The sequence below is a fragment of the Albibacillus kandeliae genome (assembly GCF_003116585.1).
In the GTDB taxonomy this organism is placed as follows: domain Bacteria; phylum Pseudomonadota; class Alphaproteobacteria; order Rhodobacterales; family Rhodobacteraceae; genus Albibacillus; species Albibacillus kandeliae.
In genome coordinates this window covers 69,271-95,152 of sequence record NZ_QEHM01000007.1, presented here as the reverse complement: position 1 = coordinate 95,152, position 25,882 = coordinate 69,271, and the positions used below count along the sequence as shown (strand labels likewise).

General features: G+C 66.0%; 24 protein-coding genes. 13 read left to right on the top strand and 11 right to left on the bottom strand.

Annotated elements, in window-relative coordinates; genetic code table 11:
- Positions 1-35: 35 nt before the first annotated feature.
- From DDT93_RS16310 to DDT93_RS16295, 4 genes are read right to left on the bottom strand one after another with little or no spacing between them, the layout of a single operon-like run.
- Positions 36-1,679: an ABC transporter ATP-binding protein gene (locus DDT93_RS16310; RefSeq protein ID WP_109466934.1), complete on the bottom strand. Its 1,644-nt coding sequence runs from the start codon at positions 1,677-1,679 to the stop codon at positions 36-38.
- A complete protein-coding gene (locus tag DDT93_RS16305; protein ID WP_109466933.1) occupies positions 1,676-2,506 on the bottom strand; it encodes an ABC transporter permease in 831 nt (276 codons plus the stop codon). Before DDT93_RS16305 ends, DDT93_RS16310 begins: the two co-directional genes overlap by 4 nt.
- Positions 2,503-3,480, bottom strand: a complete 978-nt coding sequence (locus tag DDT93_RS16300; RefSeq protein ID WP_109466932.1) for an ABC transporter permease — start codon at positions 3,478-3,480, stop codon at positions 2,503-2,505. The genes DDT93_RS16305 and DDT93_RS16300 overlap by 4 nt, the downstream gene beginning before the upstream one ends.
- Positions 3,477-5,075 (bottom strand): ABC transporter substrate-binding protein, encoded by a 1,599-nt coding sequence (locus DDT93_RS16295; protein WP_109466931.1) that lies wholly within the window; start codon positions 5,073-5,075, stop codon positions 3,477-3,479. Before DDT93_RS16295 ends, DDT93_RS16300 begins: the two co-directional genes overlap by 4 nt.
- A gap of 242 nt (positions 5,076-5,317) precedes the next feature.
- Here DDT93_RS16295 and DDT93_RS16290 point away from each other — a divergent pair, with 242 nt between their 5' ends.
- Complete coding sequence (locus DDT93_RS16290) at positions 5,318-6,241, top strand: 2-hydroxyacid dehydrogenase (protein ID WP_109466930.1); 924 nt, start codon at positions 5,318-5,320, stop codon at positions 6,239-6,241.
- 71 nt (positions 6,242-6,312) lie between these two features.
- Here DDT93_RS16290 and DDT93_RS16285 read toward each other — a convergent pair whose 3' ends face one another.
- The 6 genes from DDT93_RS16285 to DDT93_RS16260 form a co-directional block, all read right to left on the bottom strand.
- Positions 6,313-7,443 (bottom strand): C4-dicarboxylate TRAP transporter substrate-binding protein, encoded by a 1,131-nt coding sequence (locus DDT93_RS16285; RefSeq protein ID WP_157960198.1) that lies wholly within the window; start codon positions 7,441-7,443, stop codon positions 6,313-6,315.
- Positions 7,444-7,470: 27 nt separating this feature from the next.
- Positions 7,471-8,778: a TRAP transporter large permease gene (locus tag DDT93_RS16280; RefSeq protein ID WP_109466928.1), complete on the bottom strand. Its 1,308-nt coding sequence runs from the start codon at positions 8,776-8,778 to the stop codon at positions 7,471-7,473.
- A gap of 1 nt (position 8,779) precedes the next feature.
- Positions 8,780-9,268, bottom strand: a complete 489-nt coding sequence (locus DDT93_RS16275; RefSeq protein ID WP_109466927.1) for a TRAP transporter small permease subunit — start codon at positions 9,266-9,268, stop codon at positions 8,780-8,782.
- Positions 9,269-9,459: 191 nt separating this feature from the next.
- On the bottom strand, positions 9,460-10,233 hold the full coding sequence (locus tag DDT93_RS16270) for an enoyl-CoA hydratase/isomerase family protein (RefSeq protein WP_109466926.1): 774 nt from the start codon (positions 10,231-10,233) through the stop codon (positions 9,460-9,462).
- Position 10,234: 1 nt separating this feature from the next.
- Complete coding sequence (locus DDT93_RS16265) at positions 10,235-11,479, bottom strand: CaiB/BaiF CoA transferase family protein (RefSeq protein WP_109466925.1); 1,245 nt, start codon at positions 11,477-11,479, stop codon at positions 10,235-10,237.
- 259 nt (positions 11,480-11,738) lie between these two features.
- Positions 11,739-13,118, bottom strand: a complete 1,380-nt coding sequence (locus tag DDT93_RS16260; RefSeq protein ID WP_109466924.1) for an aminotransferase-like domain-containing protein — start codon at positions 13,116-13,118, stop codon at positions 11,739-11,741.
- Between the two features lie 126 nt (positions 13,119-13,244).
- Between DDT93_RS16260 and DDT93_RS16255 the strand changes: the two genes are divergently transcribed.
- The 12 genes from DDT93_RS16255 to DDT93_RS16200 all read left to right on the top strand — a co-directional run bounded on the left by DDT93_RS16255 (position 13,245) and on the right by DDT93_RS16200 (position 24,753).
- Positions 13,245-14,546 (top strand): hydroxymethylglutaryl-CoA reductase, degradative, encoded by a 1,302-nt coding sequence (locus DDT93_RS16255; RefSeq protein ID WP_109466923.1) that lies wholly within the window; start codon positions 13,245-13,247, stop codon positions 14,544-14,546.
- Between the two features lie 355 nt (positions 14,547-14,901).
- Entirely contained in the window at positions 14,902-15,081 is a 180-nt protein-coding gene (locus tag DDT93_RS16250) for a Flp family type IVb pilin (RefSeq protein ID WP_109466922.1), read from the top strand.
- Positions 15,082-15,188: 107 nt separating this feature from the next.
- Positions 15,189-15,992 (top strand): Flp pilus assembly protein CpaB, encoded by an 804-nt coding sequence (gene cpaB, locus DDT93_RS16245; RefSeq protein WP_109466921.1) that lies wholly within the window; start codon positions 15,189-15,191, stop codon positions 15,990-15,992.
- A gap of 30 nt (positions 15,993-16,022) precedes the next feature.
- A complete protein-coding gene (locus tag DDT93_RS16240) occupies positions 16,023-17,468 on the top strand; it encodes a TadE/TadG family type IV pilus assembly protein (protein ID WP_109466920.1) in 1,446 nt (481 codons plus the stop codon).
- 5 nt (positions 17,469-17,473) lie between these two features.
- Positions 17,474-17,977, top strand: a complete 504-nt coding sequence (locus DDT93_RS16235; RefSeq protein ID WP_109467209.1) for a TadE/TadG family type IV pilus assembly protein — start codon at positions 17,474-17,476, stop codon at positions 17,975-17,977.
- Positions 17,974-18,627, top strand: coding sequence for a TadE/TadG family type IV pilus assembly protein (locus DDT93_RS16230; protein ID WP_109466919.1), 654 nt, complete (start codon positions 17,974-17,976; stop codon positions 18,625-18,627). The genes DDT93_RS16235 and DDT93_RS16230 overlap by 4 nt, the downstream gene beginning before the upstream one ends.
- 18 nt (positions 18,628-18,645) lie before the next feature.
- A complete protein-coding gene (locus tag DDT93_RS16225; RefSeq protein WP_109466918.1) occupies positions 18,646-19,854 on the top strand; it encodes an AAA family ATPase in 1,209 nt (402 codons plus the stop codon).
- A gap of 11 nt (positions 19,855-19,865) precedes the next feature.
- On the top strand, positions 19,866-21,266 hold the full coding sequence (locus tag DDT93_RS16220; RefSeq protein ID WP_109466917.1) for a CpaF family protein: 1,401 nt from the start codon (positions 19,866-19,868) through the stop codon (positions 21,264-21,266).
- Positions 21,267-21,269: 3 nt separating this feature from the next.
- Positions 21,270-22,241 (top strand): type II secretion system F family protein, encoded by a 972-nt coding sequence (locus DDT93_RS16215; protein WP_109466916.1) that lies wholly within the window; start codon positions 21,270-21,272, stop codon positions 22,239-22,241.
- A 10-nt stretch (positions 22,242-22,251) separates the two neighbouring features.
- Positions 22,252-23,256 (top strand): type II secretion system F family protein, encoded by a 1,005-nt coding sequence (locus tag DDT93_RS16210; RefSeq protein WP_109466915.1) that lies wholly within the window; start codon positions 22,252-22,254, stop codon positions 23,254-23,256.
- A 249-nt stretch (positions 23,257-23,505) separates the two neighbouring features.
- Entirely contained in the window at positions 23,506-24,282 is a 777-nt protein-coding gene (locus DDT93_RS16205) for a helix-turn-helix transcriptional regulator (RefSeq protein WP_109466914.1), read from the top strand.
- A 9-nt stretch (positions 24,283-24,291) separates the two neighbouring features.
- Complete coding sequence (locus tag DDT93_RS16200) at positions 24,292-24,753, top strand: prepilin peptidase (protein WP_109466913.1); 462 nt, start codon at positions 24,292-24,294, stop codon at positions 24,751-24,753.
- A 10-nt stretch (positions 24,754-24,763) separates the two neighbouring features.
- Here DDT93_RS16200 and DDT93_RS16195 read toward each other — a convergent pair whose 3' ends face one another.
- Positions 24,764-25,831 (bottom strand): hypothetical protein, encoded by a 1,068-nt coding sequence (locus DDT93_RS16195; protein ID WP_109466912.1) that lies wholly within the window; start codon positions 25,829-25,831, stop codon positions 24,764-24,766.
- Positions 25,832-25,882: the final 51 nt, after the last annotated feature.

Below are 25,882 nucleotides of genomic sequence, written 5' to 3'. Positions count from 1 at the left end.
TTTCCTGTAGGTGGTTTGTGTCTTGCGGCCCGGCATCAGGCCTTGGCCTCTCGCGCGCCTGCCGCTGCGGCTTCGGCACGGGCGAAGAAGGCCCTCCCCGGCACCGCATCCAGAAGGCTGCGCGTGTAATCGCTCGTGGGCGCATCGAAGAGCGTCGCCGCATCGCTCATCTCGACGATCCGTCCGCGCTGCATCACGATGATCCGGTCGGCGATCTCGCGCGCGACGCGCAGATCGTGGGTGATGAACAGCATCGACAGCCCCATCTGCGCCTTCAGATCCGCCAGCAGGTCCAGCACCTGGCTTTGCACCGATACATCCAGCGCCGACACCGCCTCGTCCGCGATCAGCAGTTCGGGCTCCAGCGCCAGCGCGCGGGCGATGCAGATCCTCTGCCGCTGCCCGCCCGAGAACTCATGCGGAAAACGGTCGAAGGCCGAGGCGTCCAGCCCGACCCGGTCCAGCCAGGCGCGCGCGATCTTTTCCGACTCGGAGCGGGAGGTTCCGAAGGCCATCGGGCCGCGCACGACGCTCTCTCCCACCTGCAGGCGCGGATCGAGCGAGGAATAGGGATCCTGAAACACGATTTGCGCCCGCCGCCGGTACTGCCGCAGCCCTTCGCGCCGCTTGCCGCGCACGTTCTCGCCGCGCCAAAGGATCGCACCGCCGTCCGGCTCGATCAGGCGCAGCACCATCCGTGCAAGCGTCGACTTGCCCGAGCCGCTCTCGCCGACCACGGCCAGCGTCTCGCCGGTGGCAAGGCTCAGGTTGACGTTCTCCGCCGCCGTGACCCGCCGTGGCGGGGCCAGCATTCCCTGCCGGGTGACAAAGGCCTTCTCCAGCGCCTTCACCTCCAGCAACGGCGCCGCCTCGACATGACGGGTGCGCGGCGCGCCCCGGCCCGGCACCGCGTCCAGCAGCATCCGGGTGTAGTCCTGCGTCGGGTGCTCCAGCAGCGGCGCCGCCTCTCCCTGCTCGACCACCTTCCCGTGCTTCAGCACGACGACCTTGTCGGCGATATCCGCTACCACCCCGATATCGTGGGTGATGAACAGGATCCCCATGCCCATGCGCGCCTGCAGTTCCTTGATCAGGTCGAGGATCTGGCGCTGCGTCGTCACATCCAGCGCCGTGGTCGGCTCGTCCGCGATCAGCAGCTTGGGGTTGTTGCTCAGCGCCATGGCGATCATCACCCGCTGGCGCTGCCCCCCCGACATCTGGAACGGAAACGCCTTGCGGATCCGTGCAGGCTCGGGCAGCCCGACCTGCGCGAACAGCTCCTCGACCCGCGCAACGGTCTGGCCCGGCGTCATCTTCGGGTCATGCACGCGGATCGACTCCGCCACCTGCTCGCCCACCTTCTTCAGCGGGTTCAGCGCTGTCAGCGGCTCCTGAAAGATCATCGCCACGTCGGCCCCGCGCAGCGCCTTCATCTCGGTCGGCGGCAGCGCCAGCAGATCGTTCCCGCCAAAGCGGAGCGCGCCCGAGACCGGCCTGATCTTGGGCGGCAGCAGGCCGAGGATCGAATGCGCGATCATCGACTTGCCCGAACCGGACTCGCCCACGAGGCACGCGATCTCGCCCGGTTCGATGTCAAAGCTCACATCGTTCACGGCCAGATCGCGGTCGGCCCCGGACGGAAGCGCAATGGAAAGGTTCTGCACCTGCAAAAGGGTCATGAGCGGGAAATCCTCGGGTTCAGGGCATCGTTCAGCGCTTCGCCCACAAGGTTGATGGCCACCACCGTCAGCAGGATGGCAAGCCCCGGAAACACGCTCATCCACCAGGCCTGCCGGATCACCGTGCGCCCGGCCCCGATCATGTAGCCCCAGCTCATGTGGTTGGGATCACCGAGCCCCATGAAGCTCAGCGCGGCCTCGATCAGGATCGCGGCGGCAACGGTCAGCGAGCCGGTAACGATGATCGGCGAGATCGCGTTCGGCAGCACGTGCCGGACCAGCACCGAAGCGGCCGACTGGCCCTGACACCGCGCGGCCTGCACGAACTCGCGCTGCGCCACCGACTGCACCTGCGACCGCGTGAGCCGCGCCAGCGGCGGCCAGCTGACCAGACCGATGGAAAAGATGATGGTGGACAGCGTGGGAGTCAGGATCGCCACCAGCAGGATCGCCAGAACGAAGTTCGGAATGGTCTGGAAGATCTCGGTGATCCGGACGATGACCCGGTCGGTCATCCCGCCGGCAAAGCCCGCCACGGCGCCCAGCGTCACGCCGATGGCCAGCGCCGCGATGGTCGATGTCACACCGATGATCAGCGAGACGCGCGCGCCGTGGACGACCCCGGCGGCAATGTCGCGGCCGAGCGTGTCCGAGCCGAACACCATGCCGTCCTCGCCCGGACGGGCAAAGGGCATCCCCGCGATGTCCCAGGGGCTGGCGGGGTAGAGCAGTGGCGCCAGCACCGCCACAAGGCAGACCAGCCCAAGCAGGGTCAGCCCCACGATGCCCGCCGGGCGACGCAGGAAAGTTCGCAATGTCTTGTTCATCGGACGGCAATCCTCGGGTCGATCAGGCGCTGCAACAGGTCGGTCAGGATGTTCACGACGATCACCAGAACCGACATCACCAGGAAGATCCCCAGCAGCACGGGATAGTCACGGGCGGTTACCGCGTCGAAGGTCAGACGGCCAAGGCCGGGCCACGAGAACACCGTCTCGACAACCACCGCGCCCCCGACCAGAGCGCCGACCTGAAGACCGGCGAATGTCACCACCGGAAGCGCCGCGTTGCGCAGCATGTGCCCCCGCAAGATCGCCCCCTCGCCCAGTCCCTTGGCGCGCGCGGTCTTGACGTGATCCTCGGCGGCAACCTCGATCAGCGAGGCGCGCATCAGCCGGGTGTAGACGGCCATGTAGATCGCCCCCAGCGTGATCGCCGGCAGGAACAGGTGCCGCAGCACGTCCCACGCGTATTCAAGTCGGCCAAAGCTCGACGCGCGCATGTCGACGTAACCGAAGGCCGGCAGCCACTCGAGCTGGATCGAGAAGATCAGCACCAGCATCAGCCCCAGCCAGAACACCGGCGTCGCGTAAAGCAGCAGCGCGACCAGCGAGATCGCAAGATCCGACCACTTCCCGTGCCTCAATCCCGCCAGCGTGCCAAAGACGACACCGCCGATCAGCGAGAGGAAGAAGGCCGAGAGGGTCAACAGCAGGGTCGGCCCCAGCCGGTCGAGGATCAGCTCGTTCACGGGGCGGCGCTGGCGGTAGGAATAGCCGAGGTCCAGCGTCACCACCTTTTTCAGGTAGGTGCCCAGCTGGACCATGAAGGGCTTGTCCAGCCCGTATTCCGCCCGCAGTTCCTCGAGGAACTTCTCGTCGGTGGCCCCGGATTGCCCGGCCATCACGCTTGCCGGGTCCCCCGGCGCGGAATGGACGAGGGTAAAGTTGATTGTCGCGATGACGAGGATCGCAAGAACGATCCCCGCCAGTTTTGTCACGATGCCTCGCAGCAGCCTCATTTGACGTAATGGGCCTTGGCAAAGTTCGCGTTCACCCCGGTTGCCGTGACGATCAGGTCGGCGATCCGGTTGTCGTAGAGCGTGGCGAACTTCTGTTCGGTCATCCACAGCACCGGCAGCTCGTCGCAGAGGATCTGCTGTGCCTTGCTGTAGCGCTCCTGCCGCGCCTCTTCCGAGGTCTGCACCGCCGCCTCGGCGAACAGCGTGTCCACCTCCGCGTTCTCGTAGCCCTGGGTGTTGGTGAACATCACGCCCTTGCGGATGTTCGAGCTGATATAGGACCGCGCCACGCCAAGCGCCGGATCACCGAACTGGTAGAGCATGTTGCAGGTGGTGTCGTAATCCCAGTTCGACACGGTCTCGGCAAAGCCGCCCGGATCGGTGCTGTCGAGAACGACCTCGATCCCGCCCGCCGACATCGCCTGCCGGAAGTACTCGGCCAGCCGCGTCCACATCTCGCCAAAGGGCACCACGAGGTGATGGATGGTGATGCGCTTGCCGTCGGCGTCCTTGGCCAGACCCATCTCGTCCAGCAGCGCATTGGCTTTCTCGACGTCCTGCTCGTAGGTCGTGACGTTCGCGTCATAGAACTTGGTGGTCGAGGCGATCGGACCGGTGGCGGGCTGGGCCAGGCCGAACATGATCCGCTCGACGATGAAGTTCGGGTCCAGCAGCAGGCGCATGGCCTTGCGGAACCGCACGTCGTTGAACGGTTCGCGGCGCAGGTTCGGTTCGTACCACAGCACGGGCGAGAAGAACTCGTAGCCCTTGGTGGTCAGGTCGAGGTGCGGCATGTCCGCAAGGCGCTGAACGTCGAAGGTCTCGATATCGCTGAACTGCGACAGCTGCGCCTCGCCGGTTTCCATCGCGACCGAGCGAGAGGCACCGTCGGGAACCACCCGGTAGAAGATCTCGGTCAGCCCCGGTTCGCCCTCGTGGTAATAGTCCGCGTTCGCCTCCAGACGGATGTGCGAACCGCGCACCCACTCGGCCAGCTTGAACGGGCCGGTGCCAACGGGCGTGTCGTTGGCCGGGTTGTTGCGATAGTCGGTACCCTCGTAGAGGTGCTTCGGCATGATCGGGGCCGAGGAGGTCTCGAAGGCCAGCAGGAAGGGCGCAAAGGGCTCTTTCAGCTTGAACACGACCGTGTGGTCGCCCTCGGCGGTGATGCTCTCGCAACGGTCAAAGTTCGCACGGGCGCGCGGGTGCACCTCTTTCAGCATCACGTCGCACGAGAACACCACGTCGGCGGCGGTGAACGGTGTCCCGTCATGCCACTTGGCATTGTCGACCAGCTCGAAGGTATAGGTCAGGCCATCCTCGGACACGGTCCAGCTCTTGGCCAGTTGAGGCCGCGGCGACAGGTCGAAATCGTAGGACAGCAGGCTCTCGTACAGCTTGCCCCCGATGATCCCCACCGGGATCTGCTGGTTCAGCGCCACCACCAGAAGCGGCGGTTCCGGCTGGATGATCGCGGTCAGCCCGCCCTCGCCATTCTGGGCGTAGGCGACCATGTCGCCGAACAGCCCGGTCTGCGCCGCAACCCCGGTGGTACCGGTGGCGAGCAACAGTTTCGAAAATTCGCGCCTATTCATCGTCCTCTCCTGTGAGCTTTGTCGTTGGTGCGGGCCTGCGCCCTTCTATTGCTGGAATCGATCCTACCGCCCCCCGCGCGACCCGATCGCCTCGAACAGGCCAACCACTGCCGGACTTGGGCCAACCCGCGCGCGGCCCGGCCGGAGGTTGGCCCATTCGCGATGATCAACTGCCCGCGCGCGACGGGTGGCCTCGGGGCGGCGCCGCATACTGCCAACAACTGGAAGAGGAGAGCCGACCCATGCGCCTTGCGCTGATCAACCGAACCGGCGGACTGGAGTTTCTCGAAGACCACATTCGCGCCGCCTGCCCCGGGGCGCGGCTGGAGTACTGGCCCTCGGATGCGGCGCGCGAGGCCGAGGTCGCCATCTGCTGGGACCCGCCGGACGGCACGCTCGCCGATATGCCCAACCTGCGCCTTGTCCACTCCATCGGCGCCGGGGTGGACCGGATCCTTGCCGACCCGACCCTGCCCGACGTTCCGGTCTGCCGCATCCGCGACGACGATCTGGCCGTGGCGATGGGCGAGTACTGTCACTGGGCCACGCTCTGGTTTCATCGCGGTCTCGATGCCGTCACCCGCAATGCCACCGCCGGGCACTGGCACCGCTTCGAACAGCGCCCCGCCTCGCAGGTGCCTGTCTGCGTGCTGGGGCTCGGCGACACCGGTCGCCATGTCGCCTGCCGTCTGCGCGATGCCGGCTACCCGGTGCGCGGCTGGTCGCGCAGTCCGCACGACATTCCGGGCGTCCTCTGCCATGCGGGCCCCGGGGCCCTGCCTCTCGCGATTGCCGACGCCCAGGTGCTGATCTGCCTGCTGCCCCTCACGCCCGACACGACCGGCATTCTCGGCCACGCCACGCTCTCCGCCCTGCCGCCCGGCGCCGCCATTGTCCTCTGCAGCCGGGGCGAGCATCTCGACCGCGCCGCCGTCGTCACCCTCCTGCGCAGCGGCCACCTGCGCGGCGCGGTGCTCGATGTCTTCCCGCAAGAACCCCTGCCCGCCGACGATCCGCTCTGGCACGAACCCGGGGTGCTGGTCACGCCCCATATGTCCGCCCTCGCCAAGCCCCGACGCATCGTCGCGCAGATCGCCGAGAACCTGCGCCGCCTCGACCGGGGCGACCCCCTGCTCAACCGCGTGGACCGGGCGCGCGGTTACTGAGCCAGTAACGAAAGGCACCCCGGACGCCGCGCGCCGGGGTGCTTCGAGCCCGCTCGGGAGCGATCGGCGGATCAGTCCGCCATGCCGTAGCTGTCGACGTCGATCTTCGAGAAGATGAACTCGTCCAGCAGCCCGAGGATCGCGTCCTGATCCTGGATATCAACCTGTGCGAGGCGCTCCTTCCACGCCTCCTGACGCGCGATGAAGTCCTGAAGCAGCGCGTCAGGCTGGTCGATCTTGAACCGCTCGGCCGCAGCCGCCGGCAGATCGCCCAGGAAGGTCGCGTTGAACTTGGTCAGCGCATTGGCAAGGTCGGCCTCCGGTTCGGCAACGGTCACGCCCTGCGCCTTGGCCCCGTCGAAGCCCTCGTTGCCCTGCACCTCGTAACCGATCTCCATCCGCGCCAGCGCCAGCTTCATTTGCTCCATCAGCGTGCGCCGCTGTTCCACCGGCAGCCCGCGCCAGAACGACTTGTTGTAGACCCAGCTCGCCCCGATGATGATCCCCACCGGGATCTGCGTAACGTCACTGGCGACCTCGGCCAGCTTGGGCCCGACGGTCAGCGTGGTCGGATCGACCAGCGCGCAGTCCAGCGAACCACGCTGCATCCCGGTGTAGACGTCCGAGAACGGCACGCTCACGGCGATCCCGCCGATGCTCTCGACCCAGTCCACCTGCGCCGCCCCGGCGGTGCGGAACTTTTTGCCCTTGGCCTGCTCCAGCGAATAGACCGGGCTGGCGCAGACGAAGTTGTAGATCGCGGTGGCAAACCCCGGCCCGACGACAACCCCGTTTTCCGACCACTCGGCGTAGACCGTCGGATCGGTCATGATCATCTCGGTGTAGGCAAAGGCCGCCGCGTAGTGGTTGTCCGACACGAAGGAGGCGTCGATCAGCACGTTGTTCAGCGGCAGCTCGGCCGGCTGATACCCGGGATAGACGATCCCGACCTGCGCCACGCCATCCGCAACGCCCGACATCGTCGCCTTGGGCGGCAGCAGCGTGCCGCCATTGTAGATCTCGAAGCTGATCGCGCCATCGGTCGCCTTCTCCACGGCCTCCTGCCATTCCATGTAGGGAAAGTGCGACAACAGGTGGGTCGGCGCGAACCATGTCGACGCCGTGTAGCGCTCGGCCTTGGCCGCCACCGGCGCCAGTCCCGCAAGGCAGACGGCCATCCCGCCCGCGATAATTCCGTTCATTCTCATATCAGTACCTCCATTTGATTGTCATTTTGAAAGCATCGGCAGCAGCAGGCTGATCGTCGGAAAGGCGATCAGCAGCGCCAGCGTCACCAGGTCCGCCGCAAGGAACCACGCGGTGCCGCGAAAGATCTCGCCCAGGTTCACCCGGTCGCCCAAGGCGCCCTTGATGACGTAGACGTTCAGCCCCACAGGCGGCGTCACCAGCCCGATCTCGAGCAGCTTGACGCAGATCACCCCGAACCAGATCAGGTCGATCCCGGCGACGTTGTAGAGCGGCAGCAGCAGCGGCAGGGTCAGCAGCATCAGCGACACGCTCTCGAGGAACATGCCGAGGAAGATGTAGATCACGCTGGTCAGCACGATCAGCAGCACGGGCCGCTCGATGGCAAAGGCCAGCAGGTCGGTCAGCGCCCCGGCCATCCCACTGAGCGCCACGAAGCGCGCAAAGACCGAGGCCCCCACGATCACCACGAAGATGCTCGCCGTCCCGGCAATCGTATCGGTCACCGCCCGCGAGAAGATGCGCAGCGTCAGCGCCCGGCGGAACAACGCGATGATCATGGCGATCAACGCCCCGAGCGCGCCCGCCTCGGTCGGCGTCACGATCCCGAGGAAGATGCTGCCGATCACCAGCAGGATCAGCAGCGGCAGCGGCCAGATGTCGAGGATCGCCTCGATCCGTTCCTCGCGGGTCACGGTCAGCGTTGTGCGCGGCGCAAGATCGGGGTTCAGCCAGACACGCACCGTGATCAGCAGGATGAAGACCAGCGCCGACAGCAGTCCGGGCAGCACCCCCGCAAGGAACAGCTTGCCGATCGAAACCTCGGCGAAGATGCCGAACAGGATCATCAGGATGCTCGGCGGGATCAGCGCGCCCAGCGTCCCCGACACCGCCACGCTGCCGCAGGCCAGCCCCCGGTCATACTTGGCATCCAGCATCTCGGGAATGGCGATCCGCGAGAAGGACGCGGCGGTCGCAACCGAAGACCCCGACGCCGCCGCGAACAGCGCCGAGGCCACCACGGTTGCCGAGGCCAGCCCGCCCGGGATCCGCCCGAGAAAGATGCGTGCGGCCTTGAACAATCCCCGTGTCAGCCCCGCCTCGGAGGCGAGAAAGCCCATCAGCAGGAACATGGGCACCGCGCTCAGGTTCCAGTCCCCGATCAGTTCGAACGGCACGTTGGCGGCAATCGACCACGAGGCCTTGAGGCTGGTCAGAAGGGCGATCCCGACGAAACCGACGGTGGCCAGGACGATGCCCACGGGAATGCGGAAGAGGATCAGGGCGATGGTGATCGCGACCCCGATGAATCCAATATCGACACGATCCATCTCAGGCCGCCCCGATGCTGTCATGGGCGGTGTCCTCGACCGGCACGAACTGCCGCAGGATCACCACCACTGCCGCCAGCACACAGCCCGCGGGCAGAAAGAACCGGCTCGGCCAGACAAGGAACTCGCGGCTCCCGATGATCACCTCGCGGATCGCCATCGACTTCATCGCGATCCCGAAGGTGATCCAGGCGAAAGCGAGGTAGAAGACCAGCGTGAAGACCAGCGCCGCAATCCGGCAGACCCGCTGCAACCGCGGCCCGAACCGTTCGTAGAGCAGGTCGACCACGATGGCGTCCTGCCGCTTTTCGATCAGCGGCAGCGCCATGAACACCAGCGCGATCATGTAGTAGGAGGCCACCACCTCGGCCGTCCCCGGCACCGGGGTGCCGAACAGGAACTTGCCCAGAATGTCGAGGCTGACCTGAAACAGCATCAGCACGGCGGCAAGCCACGAAAAGCAGGTCGCCGCACCCGCAATGAAACTCATTGTTGGTCCTTTCAGAAATCCGTGTGGCCAGCGCTAATGCACGGCCGCGTACATGATGGTCTTCTCGGTCCGACACCGCCGGTCGCGCGTCGCGTAGGATGGCGATCCGGCCGGAGCACCCCGGCGCCGACTACGCCGCGCGGTCGATGGAGATGATCACTCTCGCCTCCTGGTGGACTGCCCGCGCGAGCTCATTCCACCGCCTCCCTGCGCTTGCGCCCGCGTTCGACGAACCGGGCCAGCCCGGCCTTGGCGTCGTCGCAGGTAAAGGCGCGCTGTCCCAGAACCGCCTCCTTGGCAAAGGCCTCGTCCAGCGGATCGGACTGCGTGGTCAGCGCCGCCTCCTTGATCGTCTGCACCGCGATCGGCCCCAGCGAGGCGATCCGCTCGGCAACCGAGATTGCGCGCTCCAGTACCTGACCGGCGGGCAGCACCTCGTTCACGATGCCCATGCGATAGAGATCGGCGGCGCTCATCCGTTCGGCCATCAGCATGATCTGCATGGCATGCGCGTAGGACGCCTGCCGCACCAGCCGCACCAAGGTCCCGCCCGCGGGCACGAACCCGTGTTCGGGCTCGGGCAGCTGGAACACCGCGTCCTCGGCGACGATGCGGATGTCGGTCGACAGCATGAACTCCATGCCGCCGCCGATGCAGGCGCCCCGCACCGCCGCGATCACCGGCTTGAAAAGCCCGATGCCCTTGGCATGCGCCGCGTCCCATTCGCTGATGTCGAAGCGGTCCTCCGCCAGCGCCGGGATCGATTCCAGCAGGTCCGCCCCAACCGAAAAGGCGCGCTCGCCCGCCCCGGTCAGCACGATGGCATGCACCGCGTCATCGTCCCGCGCCCGGCAATAGGCCGCGCCAAGGTCATCGTACATCGCCAGCGACATGGCGTTCAGCTTGTCCGGCCGGTCCAGCGTGATGATCGCCACCGCGCCGCGCGTCTCGTACCCGATCCCCATCCTACAACGCTCCTGCCGCGCGAAGCCGTTCGACCTCGTCGTCGTCGAGCCCCAGCAGGGCGCGAAAGATCTCGGCGTTGTCCGCCCCGACGTCCGGCGCCGGTCCCATCTCGGGCAGCCCGAGCGCCGACAGCTTCACCGGGTTGCCGAACATCCGCACCATCCGGTCATCGACCGGCACATCGACGATCATGTCCCGCGCCGCGATATGCGGGTCCTCGACCACCTCGGCGATGGTCTTGACCGCCGTCAGCGGCACCCTGTCACCGGCCATCTCTTCCAGCTCGGCCTTAGTATGGCCCATGAACCAGCCATCGAGGATCGGCAGGATACGCCGCTCGTAGACCCCCTGGTCGAACCGCTTCTCCATGGTGTCGATCTCGGGGTCCGACGCCAGCTCGGGCGTGCCGAAGATCTCGCAGGAAATGCGCCAGAACTTGTCAGTATAGCCGCCGAAGAACACGTGCCCGTCCTTGCAGGCGAACTGACCATAGGGCCGCACGAAGGGATGATCGTTGCCAAGCGGCGTGGCGACATCCTGCTCCAGCGTGTAGCGCACCACCGCGTTCTCGGTCAGGCTCAGCACCGAGTCCTGCTGCGACACGTCCACGACCTGCCCCTTGCCGGTCCGCTCTGCCTCGCGCAGCGCCGCGACCGTGCCGAGCGCCGCGTAGAGCGATGCGGCAAGGTCGCCGATGATGGTCCCGACCCGCACCGGCGGCTGGTCGGCATAGCCGTTCATCGACCAGAGACCGCCCGCCGCCTGCCCGGTGTTGTCATAGGCAGGGCGCGAGGAATTGGGCCCGGTCCGCCCGAAGCCGCTGATCGCGGTATAGACAAGCGCCGGGTTCGCCTTGCACAGCTCCTCATAGCCGACGCCCAGCTTTTCCATCGTGCCGGGGCGGAAGTTCTCGATCAGCACATCGGCCTTGGCCACCAACGCCCGCAGCAATGACCGGCCCTCCTCGGACTTCAGGTCCAGGGTGATGCCCTTCTTGTTGCGATTGTACTGGGTGAAGAAGGCGCTCTTGCGGTTGTCGCCCGCGAAGGGCGGAAAGGTCCGCGCGTAGTCCGGGTCCGAGGGATTCTCGACCTTGATCACGGTCGCACCGAGATCGGCCAGCAGCATGGCGCAATAAGGTCCGGCCACCACCCGCGTGATGTCCAGAACGACAACACCCGAGAGCGGCCCCCGCCGCGCAGCAAGATCTCCGGCACCAGGCAGTAGTGCCCTGTCAATATTCATCGGCTTACCTCCCACTTGAGTTTCCTAAGCACAGTCTTGGAACACATACAGGTACAGTGAACGCAAACATGCGGATACTGTACCTGTCAAAAATCCTATACACCGAGGTGTGCGCCTCCCTCACGGATCTCGCATCACCGGGTGTCTCCTAATCCGTCTCTTAACAGAGCGGATTAGAGATTTCCCACGTTTACTATTTTATTTGAGTTAGTTAAGTTACCTTAACCTGATGCCTCGGCATCCCACCGGCCCACATGCATCAGGCCGCCGACGCGACTTCCTTCTTGAGAAAGCTGTAGAATCTCGGATCGTCGGACCGTGTCAGGTTGATCCGGAACGACGGCAAACGACTCTGCTGATTCACGTAAAAGAACTTTCCGGACGCCAGAAATATCCCTTTCGCCAGCGCGCGGCGGGCAATCTGTGCCTCGTCCGACCCTTCGGGCAACTGCAGGAAGCTGTAATAACCGCCGCCCTCCGGATCGAAAACCGAAAGGCCCATGGCCTCTACCCGGGCCCGGAAGTCGTCGCGCCGTTCCTTCAGCCGCTGCGCCGTCTTCTTGAGGTGCCGCAGATACCGCCGGTTGGTGATCATGTCGCAGGTCAGCATCTCGGAAAACCGCGAACTGTTCACCACCGTGACCAGTTTCAGCTCGGCGATTTCCCTCGCGATCTGCGGCGCCGCGATCATGTAGCCGACCCGGAAACTCGCCGAGAGCAGCTTGGAGTAGCTCGAGATGGCGATGACGTTGTCGAACTGGTCCATCAGCGCCAGAGGCGTACCGCGCTGGTCCGGCAGATCGACAAAGGGGTCGCTGTCGACGATCCGCATCCCGTAGCTCGTGGCCGCCTGCAACACCCCATGTGCTGTCGGCAGGTCCATGGCAGAGCCGGTCGGGTTCTGACACCGGGATTGGGTAAAGAAGATCTTGGGCCGGTGCAGCCGGGCAAGGTTGCGCAGCTGGTCCAGATCCGGTCCGGTGACCGTCCTCGAAACGCCTATATAGTTGATCTTGTTGAATTTCAGCTTTGCAAACAGGGGGTAGTAGCCCGGCTCGTCCACCAGGACCGTGTCCCCCGGTTCAAGGTATCGCCGGATGATCAGGTCCAGCGCATGATTGGCACCGAAGGTCGTCACCACCTGCTCGGCCGAGGCCTGCATCCCCTCGCGCCGGTACTTCTGCGCGATCAACTCGCGCAGCGCGATGTTACCGAATGCGCTGCCATAGGCGGTCTGATCCCCTTCGAACCGCTGAAGGAAATTCCCCGAGAGCTTCTGCGGAAGGGCATCCTGCATCCACGAGAGCGGCGGCCGCCCATCCCCGACCCGCACCTGCAGATCCTGATTCAGCTGCGCGTTCAGCAGCGAGACCTGATCGAAGGCTTCCACCATGTGCTGTGGCTGGGGGGTGGCCTGCCCCACCTCGGTGCCCAGTTCGGCCACGTAGAATCCCGACCCGTGCACCGCCCGAACAAGGCCCTTCGAGGTCAGCCGGTCGTAGGCTTCGACAATAGTGTTCTTCGAAACCGAGAAGTCCTCGGCCGCGCGCCGGATCGAAGGCAGCCGCTGTCCCGGCGGCAGGATGCCTCCGGCGATATCGGCCGCGAGGTCTTCCACGATCTTGTCGACCTTGCTCATGCTGCCGGCAACCGTCCCAAAGTGTGTCAGTACAGATCTGGGTACAAAACAAAAATGATTTCCGCAAGTGTGCCTTAATTGGCCTTTGGCCATCCGGTATCAAGCCGTCAAGTCAAGGAGGAGCCCATGGACGCAACACCCAAGGATACACCCGTGCGCTCGCGCATCGAGAACATGCGCGGCATGGAACCGGCAGAGCGCCGGAGCGCCGTCTGCGCGGCGGCTGGGCTCGACCAGCAGGATGGCGCATTGCTCGCGGGCGCCGACGTGCTGCCCCTGCATGTCGCCAACGGCATGATCGAGAACGTGGTCGGCAAGTTCGAGCTCCCCCTCGGGGTGGCCACCAATTTCGTGGTGAACGGCAAGGAGTACCTCGTTCCGATGGCGGTCGAGGAACCCTCGGTCGTGGCCGCCGCCTCCTACATGGCCAAGCTCGCCGCGGTCGATGGCGGCTTTACCGCCCGCGCCGATACCCCGGTGATGCGCGCGCAGGTTCAGGTGCTGGGCCTGACCGATCCCTTCGGCGCCAAGCAGCGCCTGATCGAGAACCGCGACGCGCTGATCGCCAAGGCCAACTCGCGCGACAAGGTGCTGATCGGGCTCGGCGGCGGCTGCAAGGATATCGAGGTCCACATCTTCGAGGACACCCCCGTCGGCAAGATGCTCGTCATGCACCTGCTGGTCGACGTACGCGACGCGATGGGCGCCAACACGGTCAACACGATGGCCGAGATGCTGGCCCCCGATGTCGAGCGGATCACCGGCGGCGTCGTGCGGCTGCGCATCCTATCCAACCTCGCCGACCTCCGCGTCGTGCGCGCCAAGGTCGAACTGTCGCCCGCGACGTTCGATACCGCCAAGCTCAAGGGCGAGGATGTGTGCAAGGGCATCGTCGAGGCCTGCGCGCTGGCCATCGTCGACCCCTACCGCGCCGCGACCCACAACAAGGGCATCATGAACGGGATCGACCCGGTTGTCGTTGCCACCGGCAACGACTGGCGCGCGATCGAGGCCGGCGCCCACAGCTACGCCGCGCGCAGCGGTCGCTACACCTCGCTGACCCGGTGGGAAATGTCCTCGGCCGGCAAGCTGGTCGGAACCATCGAACTCCCGATGGCGCTCGGCCTCGTCGGCGGGGCGACCAAGACCCACCCGGCGGCACAGGCCGCGCTGCGCATGCTCAAGGTCGAGAGCGCAGGGGAACTCGCCGAGGTCACCGCATCGGTCGGGCTCGCACAGAACATGGCGGCCATCCGCGCCCTGGCGACCGAAGGCATCCAGCGCGGTCACATGACCCTGCACGCGCGCAACATCGCGATCACAGCCGGCGCCACCGGTCCGGATGTCGACCGCATCGCCCGCGCCCTCGCCGAGAGCGGCGATATCAGCGTCGACAACGCCCGGTCCCTGCTGACCGCCGACCAGTAACTCCCCCGGCCCACACGACGGGCCGGACATCTGCAGGGCCTGTCCCCCTTGGGTGGATGGGCCCTGCATCTTTTGCGGACATGCCATGCAATCCGCGCCGCAGGTCCGCAATACCCCCCGATTCGTGCGCCCCACCCCCGATTCCCCGGCCCGATTCCTTTCGCCTCGGCGAGTCTCCCGCACCATCAGCGCCCCCGACCCCGAATCCAGAAAAAGATTCACCCTATGAGCGAGTTCCTCATCTGAAACTTGGATGTGGGCCGCCCTGCAGATCCGGAATCATCGGTCCAACAGCGAAACAAACGCTGTGCCCGATCTCGGGGAAAACGGAACCTGCAGCCATAGGAGACATATCATGCGGGACTATCTTCTGAACCTCTACATCCGTCTGCGTCACAATGACGAGGGCGTCACCCTGGTGGAATACGGCATCGCCCTGTCGATCGCCCTCGGCGTTGGCGCCGGTGTCTACACCGCACTGTCCGGCGACATCAGCGGCGCTCTGGGTGCAGCCGGCACCGCGATGCCGAACTGATCCAAGACCTGACGCGGCCCAGCGATCTTCCCATGCCCATTTTCTGATCCCGGAAGATCGCTGGCGCCCGTCCCTTTCAAAGCAACCTACCGTCCGGGAGAGATGCAATGCGTATCGGTTCACTTCTTGTCACCGTCATCGGGGTCGGACTTGCCGGGGGTTCCGCGTATCTCGCCAAGGACCTTCTCGAAGCCCGCTCAGCCCAGGCCGCCGTCGATACCGACGAGGCACTGGTTTCGGTCATTGTGGCCGGCCGCGACATCAACTTCGGCCAGAGCATCGACGCCCAGCTGCTGACGACAATCGCTTGGCCGCGCGACGCCGTGCCCGCCGGGATCTTCGCGGACTACCGCGACCTTCTGCCCGAGCCCGGCGGCCAGCCGCGCCGGGCCAAGCGCGCCATCGCGCAGGGAGAGCTGATCCTGCTCTCCAAGATTTCCGATTTCGGTGAGAAGGTCACCATCACCCAGACCCTCGGCCCCAACGGTCGCGCGATGGCCATCAAGGTCGACGCCGAGACCGCGGTCGGCGGCTTCGTGACCCCCGGTGACTTCGTCGATGTCGTGCTGACCCAGGGCCGTGACGAAGGCCTGCGCGCGGTCACCATCCTTCAGAACATCCGCGTGATCGGCGTCGACCAGCAGTCCGACGAACAGATCGACACGCCCGAGGTGGCGCGCACCGTGACCGTCGAGGTCAGCCCTGAACAGGGCCAGCGCCTCGCGCTGGCGCAGAAGGCCGGCACACTGAGCCTGACCCTGCGCACCCTCGAAGCCACCGACGACACCCCGCTCGAGTCGATCCGGCTCAGCGACCTGATGCGCGACGTGTCGCCCGTGCCCGAAGAGGCCCCGGTGCGCACCGTCAAGGTCCGCCGCGCCAATGTCGTAACCGAACAGGAGGTCGACTGAGACGCCTTCGGGCGGCTCGGTCGTGATCCCATGCAACGGTTCACCACCTCCGAAGAAGGCGGAATCCTCGTCTTCTGGGTGCTCTCCCTGACCGCCTTCCTCGGCCTGGTGGCCCTGTCCTTCGACATTGGCCGCGTCGGGATCGCCCGGTCCGAGCTGCAATCCTTCGCCGACAGCGTGGCCCTGGCCGCAGCGGGCGAACTGGACGGCAACGACGACTCGATCACCCGCGCCCGGGCCGCCGCCGCGAACCTCGTCAGCGATCTCAAGACCTACGGCAGCCGCGACGCCGCCCTCGCCGGGGACAGCGACTACACCCTTACCTTCTTCTCGGCCCTTCCCGCCAGCGATACCACCGCGCCAAGCGCGACGACCACCAATGGCCGGGCCGCCGCCTATGTCCGCGCGACCGTCACCCCCAGCACGGTGGACCAGACCTTCGCTGCGGCCTTCTTCACCCTTTCCGGGCAAACGCCGATCGACACCACCGCGACCGCCTCGGCCATCGCGGGCTTCACCCAGTACGCCTGCGACGTCACCCCGCTCATGTTCTGCATTCCCGACAGCGACTGGGACGCCGACCTGAACATCGGGTCGATGGTCAACCTGCGCTCGGGCGGAAACGGATCGGCCTGGGGCCCCGGCGATTTCGGGTTTCTCGACCCGGCCAAACTCAAGGTCGACGGCAGCGGCCCCTGCGCGGGCAAGACGGGTGTGAACCTCGATGCCTGCCTGCTCGGCGCGGTCGGCAGCATCACCCAGTGCTTCGTCCAGCGCGGGGTCGATATCGAGCCCGGCCAGAAGGTCGGCATCGCCGACGCGATCTTCAATGTGCGCTTCGACATCTACAAGGCGATCATGAACGGCGAGAAGAACGACCCCGATTACGCGCCGGCTCCGAACGTGATCAAGGGCATCGTCCCAAAGGGCGGCGGCGCCTGCATCGGCAACAACGAGGTCACGTCGCCCAACACCAAGGGCATGCCGCGCGACGACTGCCTTGCCGCTGGCACCTGCGGGCGCTTCGGCAACGGCAACTGGAGCGCTGGCCGCACCGAGTACGTGAACTACAATTATGCCGGGACCGACCCGCACCTCTCCGCCAGCACGCGCTATGACTATTACCTGGCCGAGATCGCGGCAGCAGGCGGCGGCGGCTCCAGCACGGCGATCCTCTCCGGGCTTGCCGAAACGGGCCGCCCGCAGTGCTCCAGCAACCAGTCCCCCGATCCCGAACGCCGGGTGATCATCGCCGCCGGCATCGACTGCGGCGCGAACAGCATCGGCGGCGCCGCCAAGAACGTGCCGGTCAAGCAGTTCGTCAAGATGTTCCTGACCGAGCCGGTCGGCGACGACGGCACCTCGCCCCCGACCGTGGACATCTGGGCCGAGATCATCGGCCGTGCCGATAACGGTGGCGCGGGCGCCGGTGGCACCGGCGGTGTCTTCCACGACGTCGTGCAGCTGTACCGGTGATGGCGATGGCACCTCTCTCCCATATCGCGCAACGCCTCCGCCGCTTCGGGCGGGACGAAAGCGGCGCCGCCCTGGTGGAACTGGCAATCGTCCTGCCGATCACCTGCCTGGTCTTCGCCGTCATCGTCGAGGGCGGGCGGATGCTCTGGTCGTACCAGTCGGCCATCGCGGGCGTCCGGGATGCCGCACGCTACGTCGCACGGATCGCGCCGAACGACATCTGCGACGGAACCGCCGCCATCGGCAGCTACACCGCCGCGGTCGAGGACATCGTCCGCAACACCATCGACGGGCAGGCGCTGTTCCCGACCGGGATCACCATCGCCTCGGTCACCCCCACCCTGCGCTGCGTCAGCGGCAGCTACCGCATCGACACGGTCCCCGTGGTGCGCGTGTCGGCCACGCTGAACATCACCTTCCCCTTCGCCGACCTGCTGGCGTTCGGGGGACACACCCAGTCTGCCATCACCACCTCGATCGCCGACGAGCACAGGATCTTCGGAACATGATCGCGCGGGTTCTTCATAAGCTGCGCACTCAGGCCGCACGGTTCGCACGGTCCGAGGACGGCGCGTTCCTGGTCGAGTACGTCATCGCGCTGATGTTCTTCCTGCTGCTGCTCTTCGCGGTGATCGACTTTGCCCGCTATGCCTTCCACAACGTCGCGGCGAACCGGGCGATGCACGTGGCCGCCCGTGTCGCGGCCGTGCGCCCCCCCGCCTGCCCCGGAGTCCCCGCCTTCAACGCCCGCGGCCCGGTCGCGCAGAACGAAGTGCCGCCGCGCTTTGGCACCCGCTGCAACGCCGGGGCCAACATCTGCTCGAACGTCGGCGTCATCAGCTGCGCGGGGTCGTCCTCGAACGCCACCAGCGCCGAGATCTGGGCGCTGGTCTCGGGCACCCTGCCCAACGGCTCGACGCAGGCCAACCTGCGGTTCAGCTATACCTACGACAGCGACCTCGGCTTCCTCGGCGGACCCTACTCCCCGCTCGTGACCGTCGAGCTGCAGAACGTCGACTTCCAGTTCCTATCCCCGCTCGCCGTGCTCGTCGCACTCGCAGGCGGTCCCACCGACGCCGATGTCGGCGCCACCATCTCGCTCGCATCCATGAGCGTCACCATGCCCGGCGAGGATCTCGCGCAGGGGGGTGGAAACTGAGTTTCCGGAGACAGTGCCATGACCATGCATAACAGCAATATCGTCTACTTCGCAGGGGCCGAGGGCGCTCCGCAACTCGGGTTCGACCTGCGCGACTATCCCGACCTGTCGCTGCAGGAATTCAAGAGCCCGCTCGGCAGGATGGATGCGGCCACCACGGCGCTCGCCCGCGAACACGGCGTCCTGCTGTTCCGCGCCCAGGGCAATACCGAGCGCGATGCCCAGGCCGTTGCCGCGATCCGGCGCTCGCTGGGGCCCGAGGCGATCATCCTCGCGCTGACCGACGCCTCCACCTCGCTGGCCGAGGCGCGCATGCTGAACGAGGCCGGCGTGAACGAGGTTCTCCCCGACACCATCGGGACCGAGGCGCTGGTGGCCCAGATCTACCGCCACTCGGGCCAGAACACGGCCGCCGCGGCACCGGCGGCAAAGCCCGCCGCGCAGGGCAAGATCATCACCGTCGCCCCGGCGCGCGGCGGCGTGGGCGCCACCACGCTCGCGATGAACCTCGCCAACAGCCTGCTGGACCGCCGCGGCTTCCGCACCCGGAAGGCGCGCAACAAGGTGGTCATCGTCGACCTCGACCTGCAGTTCGGGACCGTGGCAAGCGGCCTCGACGTCGATCCCCGTGACGGGTTCTACGCGATGGCCAGCGACGGCACCCTGCCCGACGATACCTTCCTCGCCCAGTCCCTGATCGACCTGCCCTCCGGCCTCTCGGTCTTCAGCGCCCCCTCGCGGATGATCCCGCTGGACGCGATCCGCCCCGAGCAGATCACCAGCCTGCTGACCGCGCTGCGCGCCCATTACGACTACGTTGTGGTCGACCTTCCCCGCACCCTCGTCGGCTGGGTTTCAGCCGTGCTGAGCGACACCGACAAGCTGCTGCTGGTCACCGACAGCTCGGTTCCAAGCGTGCGCCAGGCCCGGCGCCTTCTCGACCTCTACGAGGAAGACAACCTCGCCCTGCCCGTCGAGATCGTGGTGAGCGGCGAGTCAAAGCCGATGCTGCCCGGCGCCAACCACAAGGAGGCTGCCAGGCTGCTGGGCCGCCCGCTGGCGCACTGGCTGCCGCACGATCCCAAGGCCGCCCGCAACGCCATCGACCGCGGCATGCCGCTCGAAGAGGCCGCGCGCGGCTCTGCCCTGCGCAAGAAGATCTCCGCCATCGCCGCCGCGATGCACGCGGAGTTCGAAAACAAGTCCGCCAACAAAGACAAGCGTTGAGGAACCGAGGTATGTTCAAGCAATTCAACAAGACCCCCGTTCATGCCCCGGCCCCCAAGGTCGTCGACCTGCACGGAACCGCGGTGATCGCACCGGAACCGGCCGAGGCCGAGGAAAGCCAGTTCGTCCAGCCCGATCCCGAGCTTCTCGAACACCTCGAGCTCAAGTCGCGCCTGCATGACATGCTGCTCACCCGACTGAATCTCGCCGTCATCGAAAAGGTCGAACTGACCGAGCTGCGGCGCGAGGCCGCCGGCCTGATCGGCGAATTCCTCGCCGCCGAGAACCGCCCGATGCGGTCCGAAGACTTCAAGCGGATCGTCGACGAGCTGCTGAACGAGGTTCTGGGCCTCGGCCCGCTCGAACCGCTTCTTGCGGACCCGACGATCAACGACATCCTCGTCAACGGACACGAGACGGTCTATGTCGAACGCAGCGGCGTGCTGGAACTCAGCCGGGCGCGGTTCCGCGATGAAAAGCACCTGCTGCGGATCATCGAGAAGATCGTCAACCGCGTTGGCCGCCGGATCGACGAGAGCAACCCCTGGGTCGATGCCCGTCTCGAAGACGGCAGCCGCGTGAACGCCATCATCCGGCCCTGCGCCATCGACGGCCCCTCGATGTCGATCCGCAAGTTCTCACGCTCGCCGCTGACGATGAAGCGGCTGGTCGAGACCGGCTCGCTTTCGCCGCAGGCCGCGCAGCTGCTGCAGGGTCTGGTGAAGGCGCGGATGAACATCCTGATCTCGGGCGGCACCGGGTCGGGCAAGACCACGATGCTCAACGCCATGTCCGCCAGCATCAGCCCGCTGGAACGCATCGTCACCATCGAGGACGCCGCCGAACTCCAGCTTCAGCAGCCCCACGTGGTACGGCTCGAAACCCGCCCGGCAAACCCGCAGGGCAATGGTGCGGTGGCACAGCGCGACCTCGTGCGCAACGCGCTGCGGATGCGGCCCGACCGCATCATCGTCGGCGAGGTGCGCGGATCCGAGACCTTCGACATGCTGCAGGCGATGAACACCGGTCACGACGGCTCGATGACCACGGTGCACGCCAACTCCGCCCGCGATGCCCTCGGGCGTCTTGAACAGATGGTCAGCATGATGGGTGCCGACATGCCGCTGAGCGCAATCCGCGCCCAGATCGCATCGGGCATCCATTTCGTGATCCAGGTCGCCCGCCTCTCCGATGGCCGCCGCCACGTCCTCAGCGTGTCGGAACTCACCGGGATGGAGGGCGAGGTGATCACCATGCAGGACATCTTTGTCTTCCGCCGCACCGGCGTCGCGGACGACGGCCGCATCCTCGGCAACTTCGTCCCGACCGGCCTGCGCCCGCGCTGCGCCGAGGAACTCGCCCTCGCGGGCGTCACCCTCGGCACCCTGTCCCGCGATCCGGAAAAGGTTTGAGCCATGACCGACATGTTCACAGAACAGGAAATACTGTCGTTCTTCTACGTCGGCATCTTCCTTGGGCTTCTGGCGCTGGTCACCGGCGTTTCGGTCCTGCTGAACCCGAGGGAGAGCACCAGGGAAGCCCGCAACCGCCGGCTTCGCCTGATCGCCAGCGGCAAGTCGACCGAAGACATCCTCTCGATCCTCAAGCCCCCGGTCCGCAGCGGGCTGGCTGACAATCTGCCCCTGCTGTCCAAGCTCCCGGCCCGGCTCCACTTCGCGGCGGTCTCGCTGTCGCCGGTCGCCTTCATCACCGCCTGCATCGGTGCGGGTTTCGTCGCCGCACTGGTCGCCTTCATCCTGACGGGCATTCCGGCCCTCGCGGCATTGGCCTTCGTCGTCGCGATGCTCCTGCCCTTCGCCGTGCTGAACGCCCGGGTGGCCAGCCGCAAGGCCGCGATGGTGCAGCAGTTGCCCGATGCACTGGACCTGCTGGCACGGGGCCTGCGCGTCGGGCATCCGCTGAACACCTCGGTCCAGGCGGTCGCTGACGAGATGGAGGATCCGCTGGCGACCGAGTTCGGCATCATCTTCGACCAGGTCAGCTATGGTGACGAACTCACCGACGCCTTCAACGAGTTCGCCGAGCGGGTCGAGATCGAAGACGTGAGTTACCTCGCCGCCAGCATCGGCATCCAGCATGGCACCGGCGGCGACCTCGCCGAGGTTATCGACATCCTGTCGCGGGTCATCCGCGCCCGGATCGCGCTGCGCCGCAAGGTTCACTCGATCTCGGCCGAGGGCCGCCTGACCGCGTGGTTCCTCTCCGCGCTTCCGGTGATCATGTTCATTTTCACGATGGGCGTTTCGCCGGACTACTACGGCGGCGTCATGGATCACCCGTGGTTCATGCCGATGGCCGGGATCGTCATTGGTTTCACCGTCCTGAACGCGGTGATCCTGCGCAAGCTCGTCAACTTCAAGGTGTGAGGACAGAATGATGTTGCAGACATGGTTTGACCAGTTCGCCGCTCGGACCGGAATCCCGACAGACTTCCTTGCGATTGCCGGGGTACTTGGCGGTGCGACGATCCTCTTCATCGGACTGGTGATGCTCGTCAGCCGGCCCGACTACGCCGCGCAGCGCATCGCCGCGAGTTCTGACGTCAAACGGAAGGCGCGTCAGGACAAGGCCCTGCTGATCCGCCAGTCGGATGACGTGAACGGGCTGCTGAAGGCCTTTGTGCCCACCGACCGCAAGGGTCGCAGCGAGCTCCAGCTGAAGCTGCAGCAGGCCGGGTTCACCTCTCCCTCCGCGCTCTACATATTTACCATGTTAAGGATTGTGTTCGGCGTCTTGCTGCCCCTCACCTTCCTGTGCTTCGTCGTGGCAAGCCGGACCTCGGGCATCGAACTGCCCTATGTGATCAGCTCGCGCCTCCAGGGTCTGAGCATCCTCCACAGCTACATCATCCTGACCCTCCTCATCGGCCTCGGCTACTTCAGCCCCATGAAGGTCCTGAATGACCGGGTCGCGGAACGCCGCCAGAAGATCGAATACGCCTTTCCCAATGCGCTCGACCTGATGCGCATCGCGGTCGAGTCTGGGCTCGGGTTCGACGCGGCCATGACCCGCGTCGCCAACGAATTGGCCGAGGTCTCGCCCGAGGTCGCTTACGAGTTCCTGACCGTCCAGCGCCAGATCGCCGCCGGGCGTCCGCGTGACGAGGCGATGCACGACATGGCCGATCGCTGCGGGGTCGAGATGGTGCGGTCCTTCTCGACCGTGGTGCAGCAGTCGCTCCGCTTTGGCAGCAGCATTTCCGATGCGCTGACCAGCTACGCCGACGAACTGCGGGCCATGCGCGAGAACAAGGCGCAGGAGATGGCCAACAAGCTGCCGGTCAAGATGTCTGCCGTGCTGGGTCTGCTGATGCTGCCGGTGCTGATCATCCTCGCCGTCGGACCCACCCTGATCCGCTACACCGAGTTGTTCGGTCAGTAGCGAGGAGATTCGTTTATGGTCCGATCCGGAAACAATGGGAGCCCTGACGAAAAGACTGAACGATAGATTTCACATAGTTGGCGCGGAATATGTCGGAATCATGGCGCGCGTTTGACAAGTTCACCCGGCGTTAACGAATATTAAACCCAGCAAGTTTGAGTGCAACGACCTGCCGAATTTCGGGGCGGGCCAGCTTGAAGGTAGCTAGTATTGTTAGTTGAACGTAATGATCACTCCGCCCAGTTGGGCATGATTGAAACCATCGTCCTCTGGTGTGACGCCCTGAACGGACGCGCCCCGCTGCGCAAGGCCCTGAGACAGATCGCCATCAGTGTCGGAGCGGACGTCGCCCTGATTTCCCGCACCTCGCACAGCCCCGACGGCATCGCCAATGTCGTCGTCGCCAACACCCGCCCCAAGGAAATCGACGGGTCGGTCGAGGTCTCCTTCGCCCACGGACTGTTGCGCGAATACGCAACAAAGGCGCGCGTCGGCAGCGTCTGGAGTTCGCGCACGCTGAGCGATATCCTGAGCGACGAGCTACGCAGCTTTCAGAGCCGCCACCGGTTGCGCGAACTGATCGTCGTGCCGCTCTCGGCGGACAGCAAGGAACTGTACTTTCTCGAACTGCACTCGGCGAAGCCGGTGGACGGACACCAGCAGGCAGCTCTGAACATGCTGACGGAAAGCCTGGCGCAGACCTGGAAGAACCGGAACGCCGGCGTCTTCAGCGCCTCGTTGCCGCGCAATCCAAGCGCGCAGAAGGTCACCAAGCGCCACCATGAGCCGATCATCAGTTTTCATAATCCTGCCGGGCTGAGCCGGGCCGAGTACCGCGTCTGCCTGCATCTGAACCGCGGCCTGTCGCTGAGTGAAGTGCAGACCGAGCTGGAGATCGGCGAGGCCACGCTGCGCACCCATCTGCGGAACATCTATGCCAAGACCAACACCTCCGGGCTGCCGCAACTGCTCTACGCGCTGCTCTCTGTATCGCCCCTCGCGGGCGAACAACGCAGCGTTGGCTGAGGCCAAGCCGTGACCGCCCTGCTCCTGCCGCTGCTGGCCGTCGTCGCCTATTTCGACCTCCGCTACATGCGGATCCCTGACCGGCTGACGCTGGCGGCGCTGGCTCTGTTCCTGCTGCTGTTGCCGACGCTCTCCCTGCCCGAACTCGCCCCGCGTCTGCTCGTCGCCGGGACCGTGCTTGCGATCGGCATCGTTGCCTTCGCGCTCGGCCTCTTCGGCGGAGGTGATGTCAAGTTCCTGCCCGCGCTGCTGCTCTTCGTGCCGCCCGCGCAACTGGCCCTGTTCTCCCTCTGCCTGTCCGGGTCGATCCTGCTGGCGATTGCCAGCGTCACGCTGCTCCGCAGTCGCGCGCCGGCACAGGCAGCGCAATGGGCCTTTGTCGCGCGGCCAAGGGGTCTGCCGCTCGGCCTGTCCTTTGCCCTTGCCGGGTTCGCCTTCGCGGCCGTGACCCGGGTGAGGCTCGGCCTCTAGGGGGTAAACCCTATAGCTGCGCCCGCCACATCTTGAACCGTCCCTGCCCCGTCACCTCGTACAGAAGGCCACGGTTCTCCATCCACCCGAGGTTGCGCTGAACGGCGGCCCGGCTGGCCCCCGTCAGCGCCTCGGCCATCGGGGCCGAGACCAGTGGCCAATCCGCCAGCACCTTGCGCAAAGCTGGTGGCGTGCGGCCCGAGAGCACCGTCATGGTGGCCTCGGCCCGTATCGACCAGGCCTCGATATCGTCGAGGTGCCGCATCGCCCTGAGCGTGGCGCTCTCCATACCGCTCAGCCAGCGGGACAGGCGCTCGGAAGGCGTGCCATCGGCCCGCAGCGCCCAGGCTCCTCCCATCGCAAGGGGCGCAAAGAGCGCCCCTGCCCCGTCGCTCGCAGCGATGCGTACCGCGGTTACCGCGGCTTCGAGCGTGTCGCCGTGCTGGCCCAATCCGGCGATGTTCCACAAATGGAAGCCCATGCAGGCGCGGCTGATCGGATGCAGCGTGCGCCCTGCGTTCATCAGGTAGAGCCAGCTTGCAGCCCGATCCGAGAACAGGTCCTCCCCCGGCGTATCGGTCGCGGGGTCCTGTCGCCCGAGGAAATCGCCGAGACTGCTCTCTGGTCCGGGGCCGCCCGTGAGCCGGCGCACCGCCCAGCCCACGCGGGACAGAGCCTCGACATCCTCCTGCGCCCCTGCCAGTCGCAGGGCAATCCACAGCGCCAGCCGGTCCGGCCCGATCCTGTCTCCCGCCACCCAGCTCAGTTCCGCAGCCTCGATCAGGGCGAGACGATGCCGCCATCCCTCGGGGCCGCGCCCCAGCCGGTCGTCCAGTGCTCCGAGCCGCGCCGCGACCCGCGCCAGCAGCGCAGCCTGCCCGGCCTCGGCCTGCCGCCAGTCCTCGACCACGGCGGTCTCGCTCGGGTCGGACTTGGGCCCCGGAGGCAGGTAGTCGGGTTCATTCTCCACAGGGCCGGGTATGAACCACAGCTCTTCGTCCCGTGTCTGTTCGGGCCCCGAATGGGGCTTTTCGGGGTTCTGGGGAAGATCTGAGGGTTCAGCGAGTTCGCTCGTCATATTTGCAAAATATCGTAATAATGACGATTACCAAAGGATATTCGTAGAAGC

Coding starts and splice junctions, on each gene's coding strand:
- DDT93_RS16310 (WP_109466934.1), bottom strand. CDS start 1,679: ATGACCCTTTTGCAGGTGCAGAACCTTTCCATTGCGCTTCCGTCCGGG.
- DDT93_RS16305 (WP_109466933.1), bottom strand. CDS start 2,506: ATGAACAAGACATTGCGAACTTTCCTGCGTCGCCCGGCGGGCATCGTG.
- DDT93_RS16300 (WP_109466932.1), bottom strand. CDS start 3,480: ATGAGGCTGCTGCGAGGCATCGTGACAAAACTGGCGGGGATCGTTCTT.
- DDT93_RS16295 (WP_109466931.1), bottom strand. CDS start 5,075: ATGAATAGGCGCGAATTTTCGAAACTGTTGCTCGCCACCGGTACCACC.
- DDT93_RS16290 (WP_109466930.1), top strand. CDS start 5,318: ATGCGCCTTGCGCTGATCAACCGAACCGGCGGACTGGAGTTTCTCGAA.
- DDT93_RS16285 (WP_157960198.1), bottom strand. CDS start 7,443: ATGAACGGAATTATCGCGGGCGGGATGGCCGTCTGCCTTGCGGGACTG.
- DDT93_RS16280 (WP_109466928.1), bottom strand. CDS start 8,778: ATGGATCGTGTCGATATTGGATTCATCGGGGTCGCGATCACCATCGCC.
- DDT93_RS16275 (WP_109466927.1), bottom strand. CDS start 9,268: ATGAGTTTCATTGCGGGTGCGGCGACCTGCTTTTCGTGGCTTGCCGCC.
- DDT93_RS16270 (WP_109466926.1), bottom strand. CDS start 10,233: ATGGGGATCGGGTACGAGACGCGCGGCGCGGTGGCGATCATCACGCTG.
- DDT93_RS16265 (WP_109466925.1), bottom strand. CDS start 11,479: ATGAATATTGACAGGGCACTACTGCCTGGTGCCGGAGATCTTGCTGCG.
- DDT93_RS16260 (WP_109466924.1), bottom strand. CDS start 13,118: ATGAGCAAGGTCGACAAGATCGTGGAAGACCTCGCGGCCGATATCGCC.
- DDT93_RS16255 (WP_109466923.1), top strand. CDS start 13,245: ATGGACGCAACACCCAAGGATACACCCGTGCGCTCGCGCATCGAGAAC.
- DDT93_RS16250 (WP_109466922.1), top strand. CDS start 14,902: ATGCGGGACTATCTTCTGAACCTCTACATCCGTCTGCGTCACAATGAC.
- cpaB (WP_109466921.1), top strand. CDS start 15,189: ATGCGTATCGGTTCACTTCTTGTCACCGTCATCGGGGTCGGACTTGCC.
- DDT93_RS16240 (WP_109466920.1), top strand. CDS start 16,023: ATGCAACGGTTCACCACCTCCGAAGAAGGCGGAATCCTCGTCTTCTGG.
- DDT93_RS16235 (WP_109467209.1), top strand. CDS start 17,474: ATGGCACCTCTCTCCCATATCGCGCAACGCCTCCGCCGCTTCGGGCGG.
- DDT93_RS16230 (WP_109466919.1), top strand. CDS start 17,974: ATGATCGCGCGGGTTCTTCATAAGCTGCGCACTCAGGCCGCACGGTTC.
- DDT93_RS16225 (WP_109466918.1), top strand. CDS start 18,646: ATGACCATGCATAACAGCAATATCGTCTACTTCGCAGGGGCCGAGGGC.
- DDT93_RS16220 (WP_109466917.1), top strand. CDS start 19,866: ATGTTCAAGCAATTCAACAAGACCCCCGTTCATGCCCCGGCCCCCAAG.
- DDT93_RS16215 (WP_109466916.1), top strand. CDS start 21,270: ATGACCGACATGTTCACAGAACAGGAAATACTGTCGTTCTTCTACGTC.
- DDT93_RS16210 (WP_109466915.1), top strand. CDS start 22,252: ATGTTGCAGACATGGTTTGACCAGTTCGCCGCTCGGACCGGAATCCCG.
- DDT93_RS16205 (WP_109466914.1), top strand. CDS start 23,506: ATGATTGAAACCATCGTCCTCTGGTGTGACGCCCTGAACGGACGCGCC.
- DDT93_RS16195 (WP_109466912.1), bottom strand. CDS start 25,831: ATGACGAGCGAACTCGCTGAACCCTCAGATCTTCCCCAGAACCCCGAA.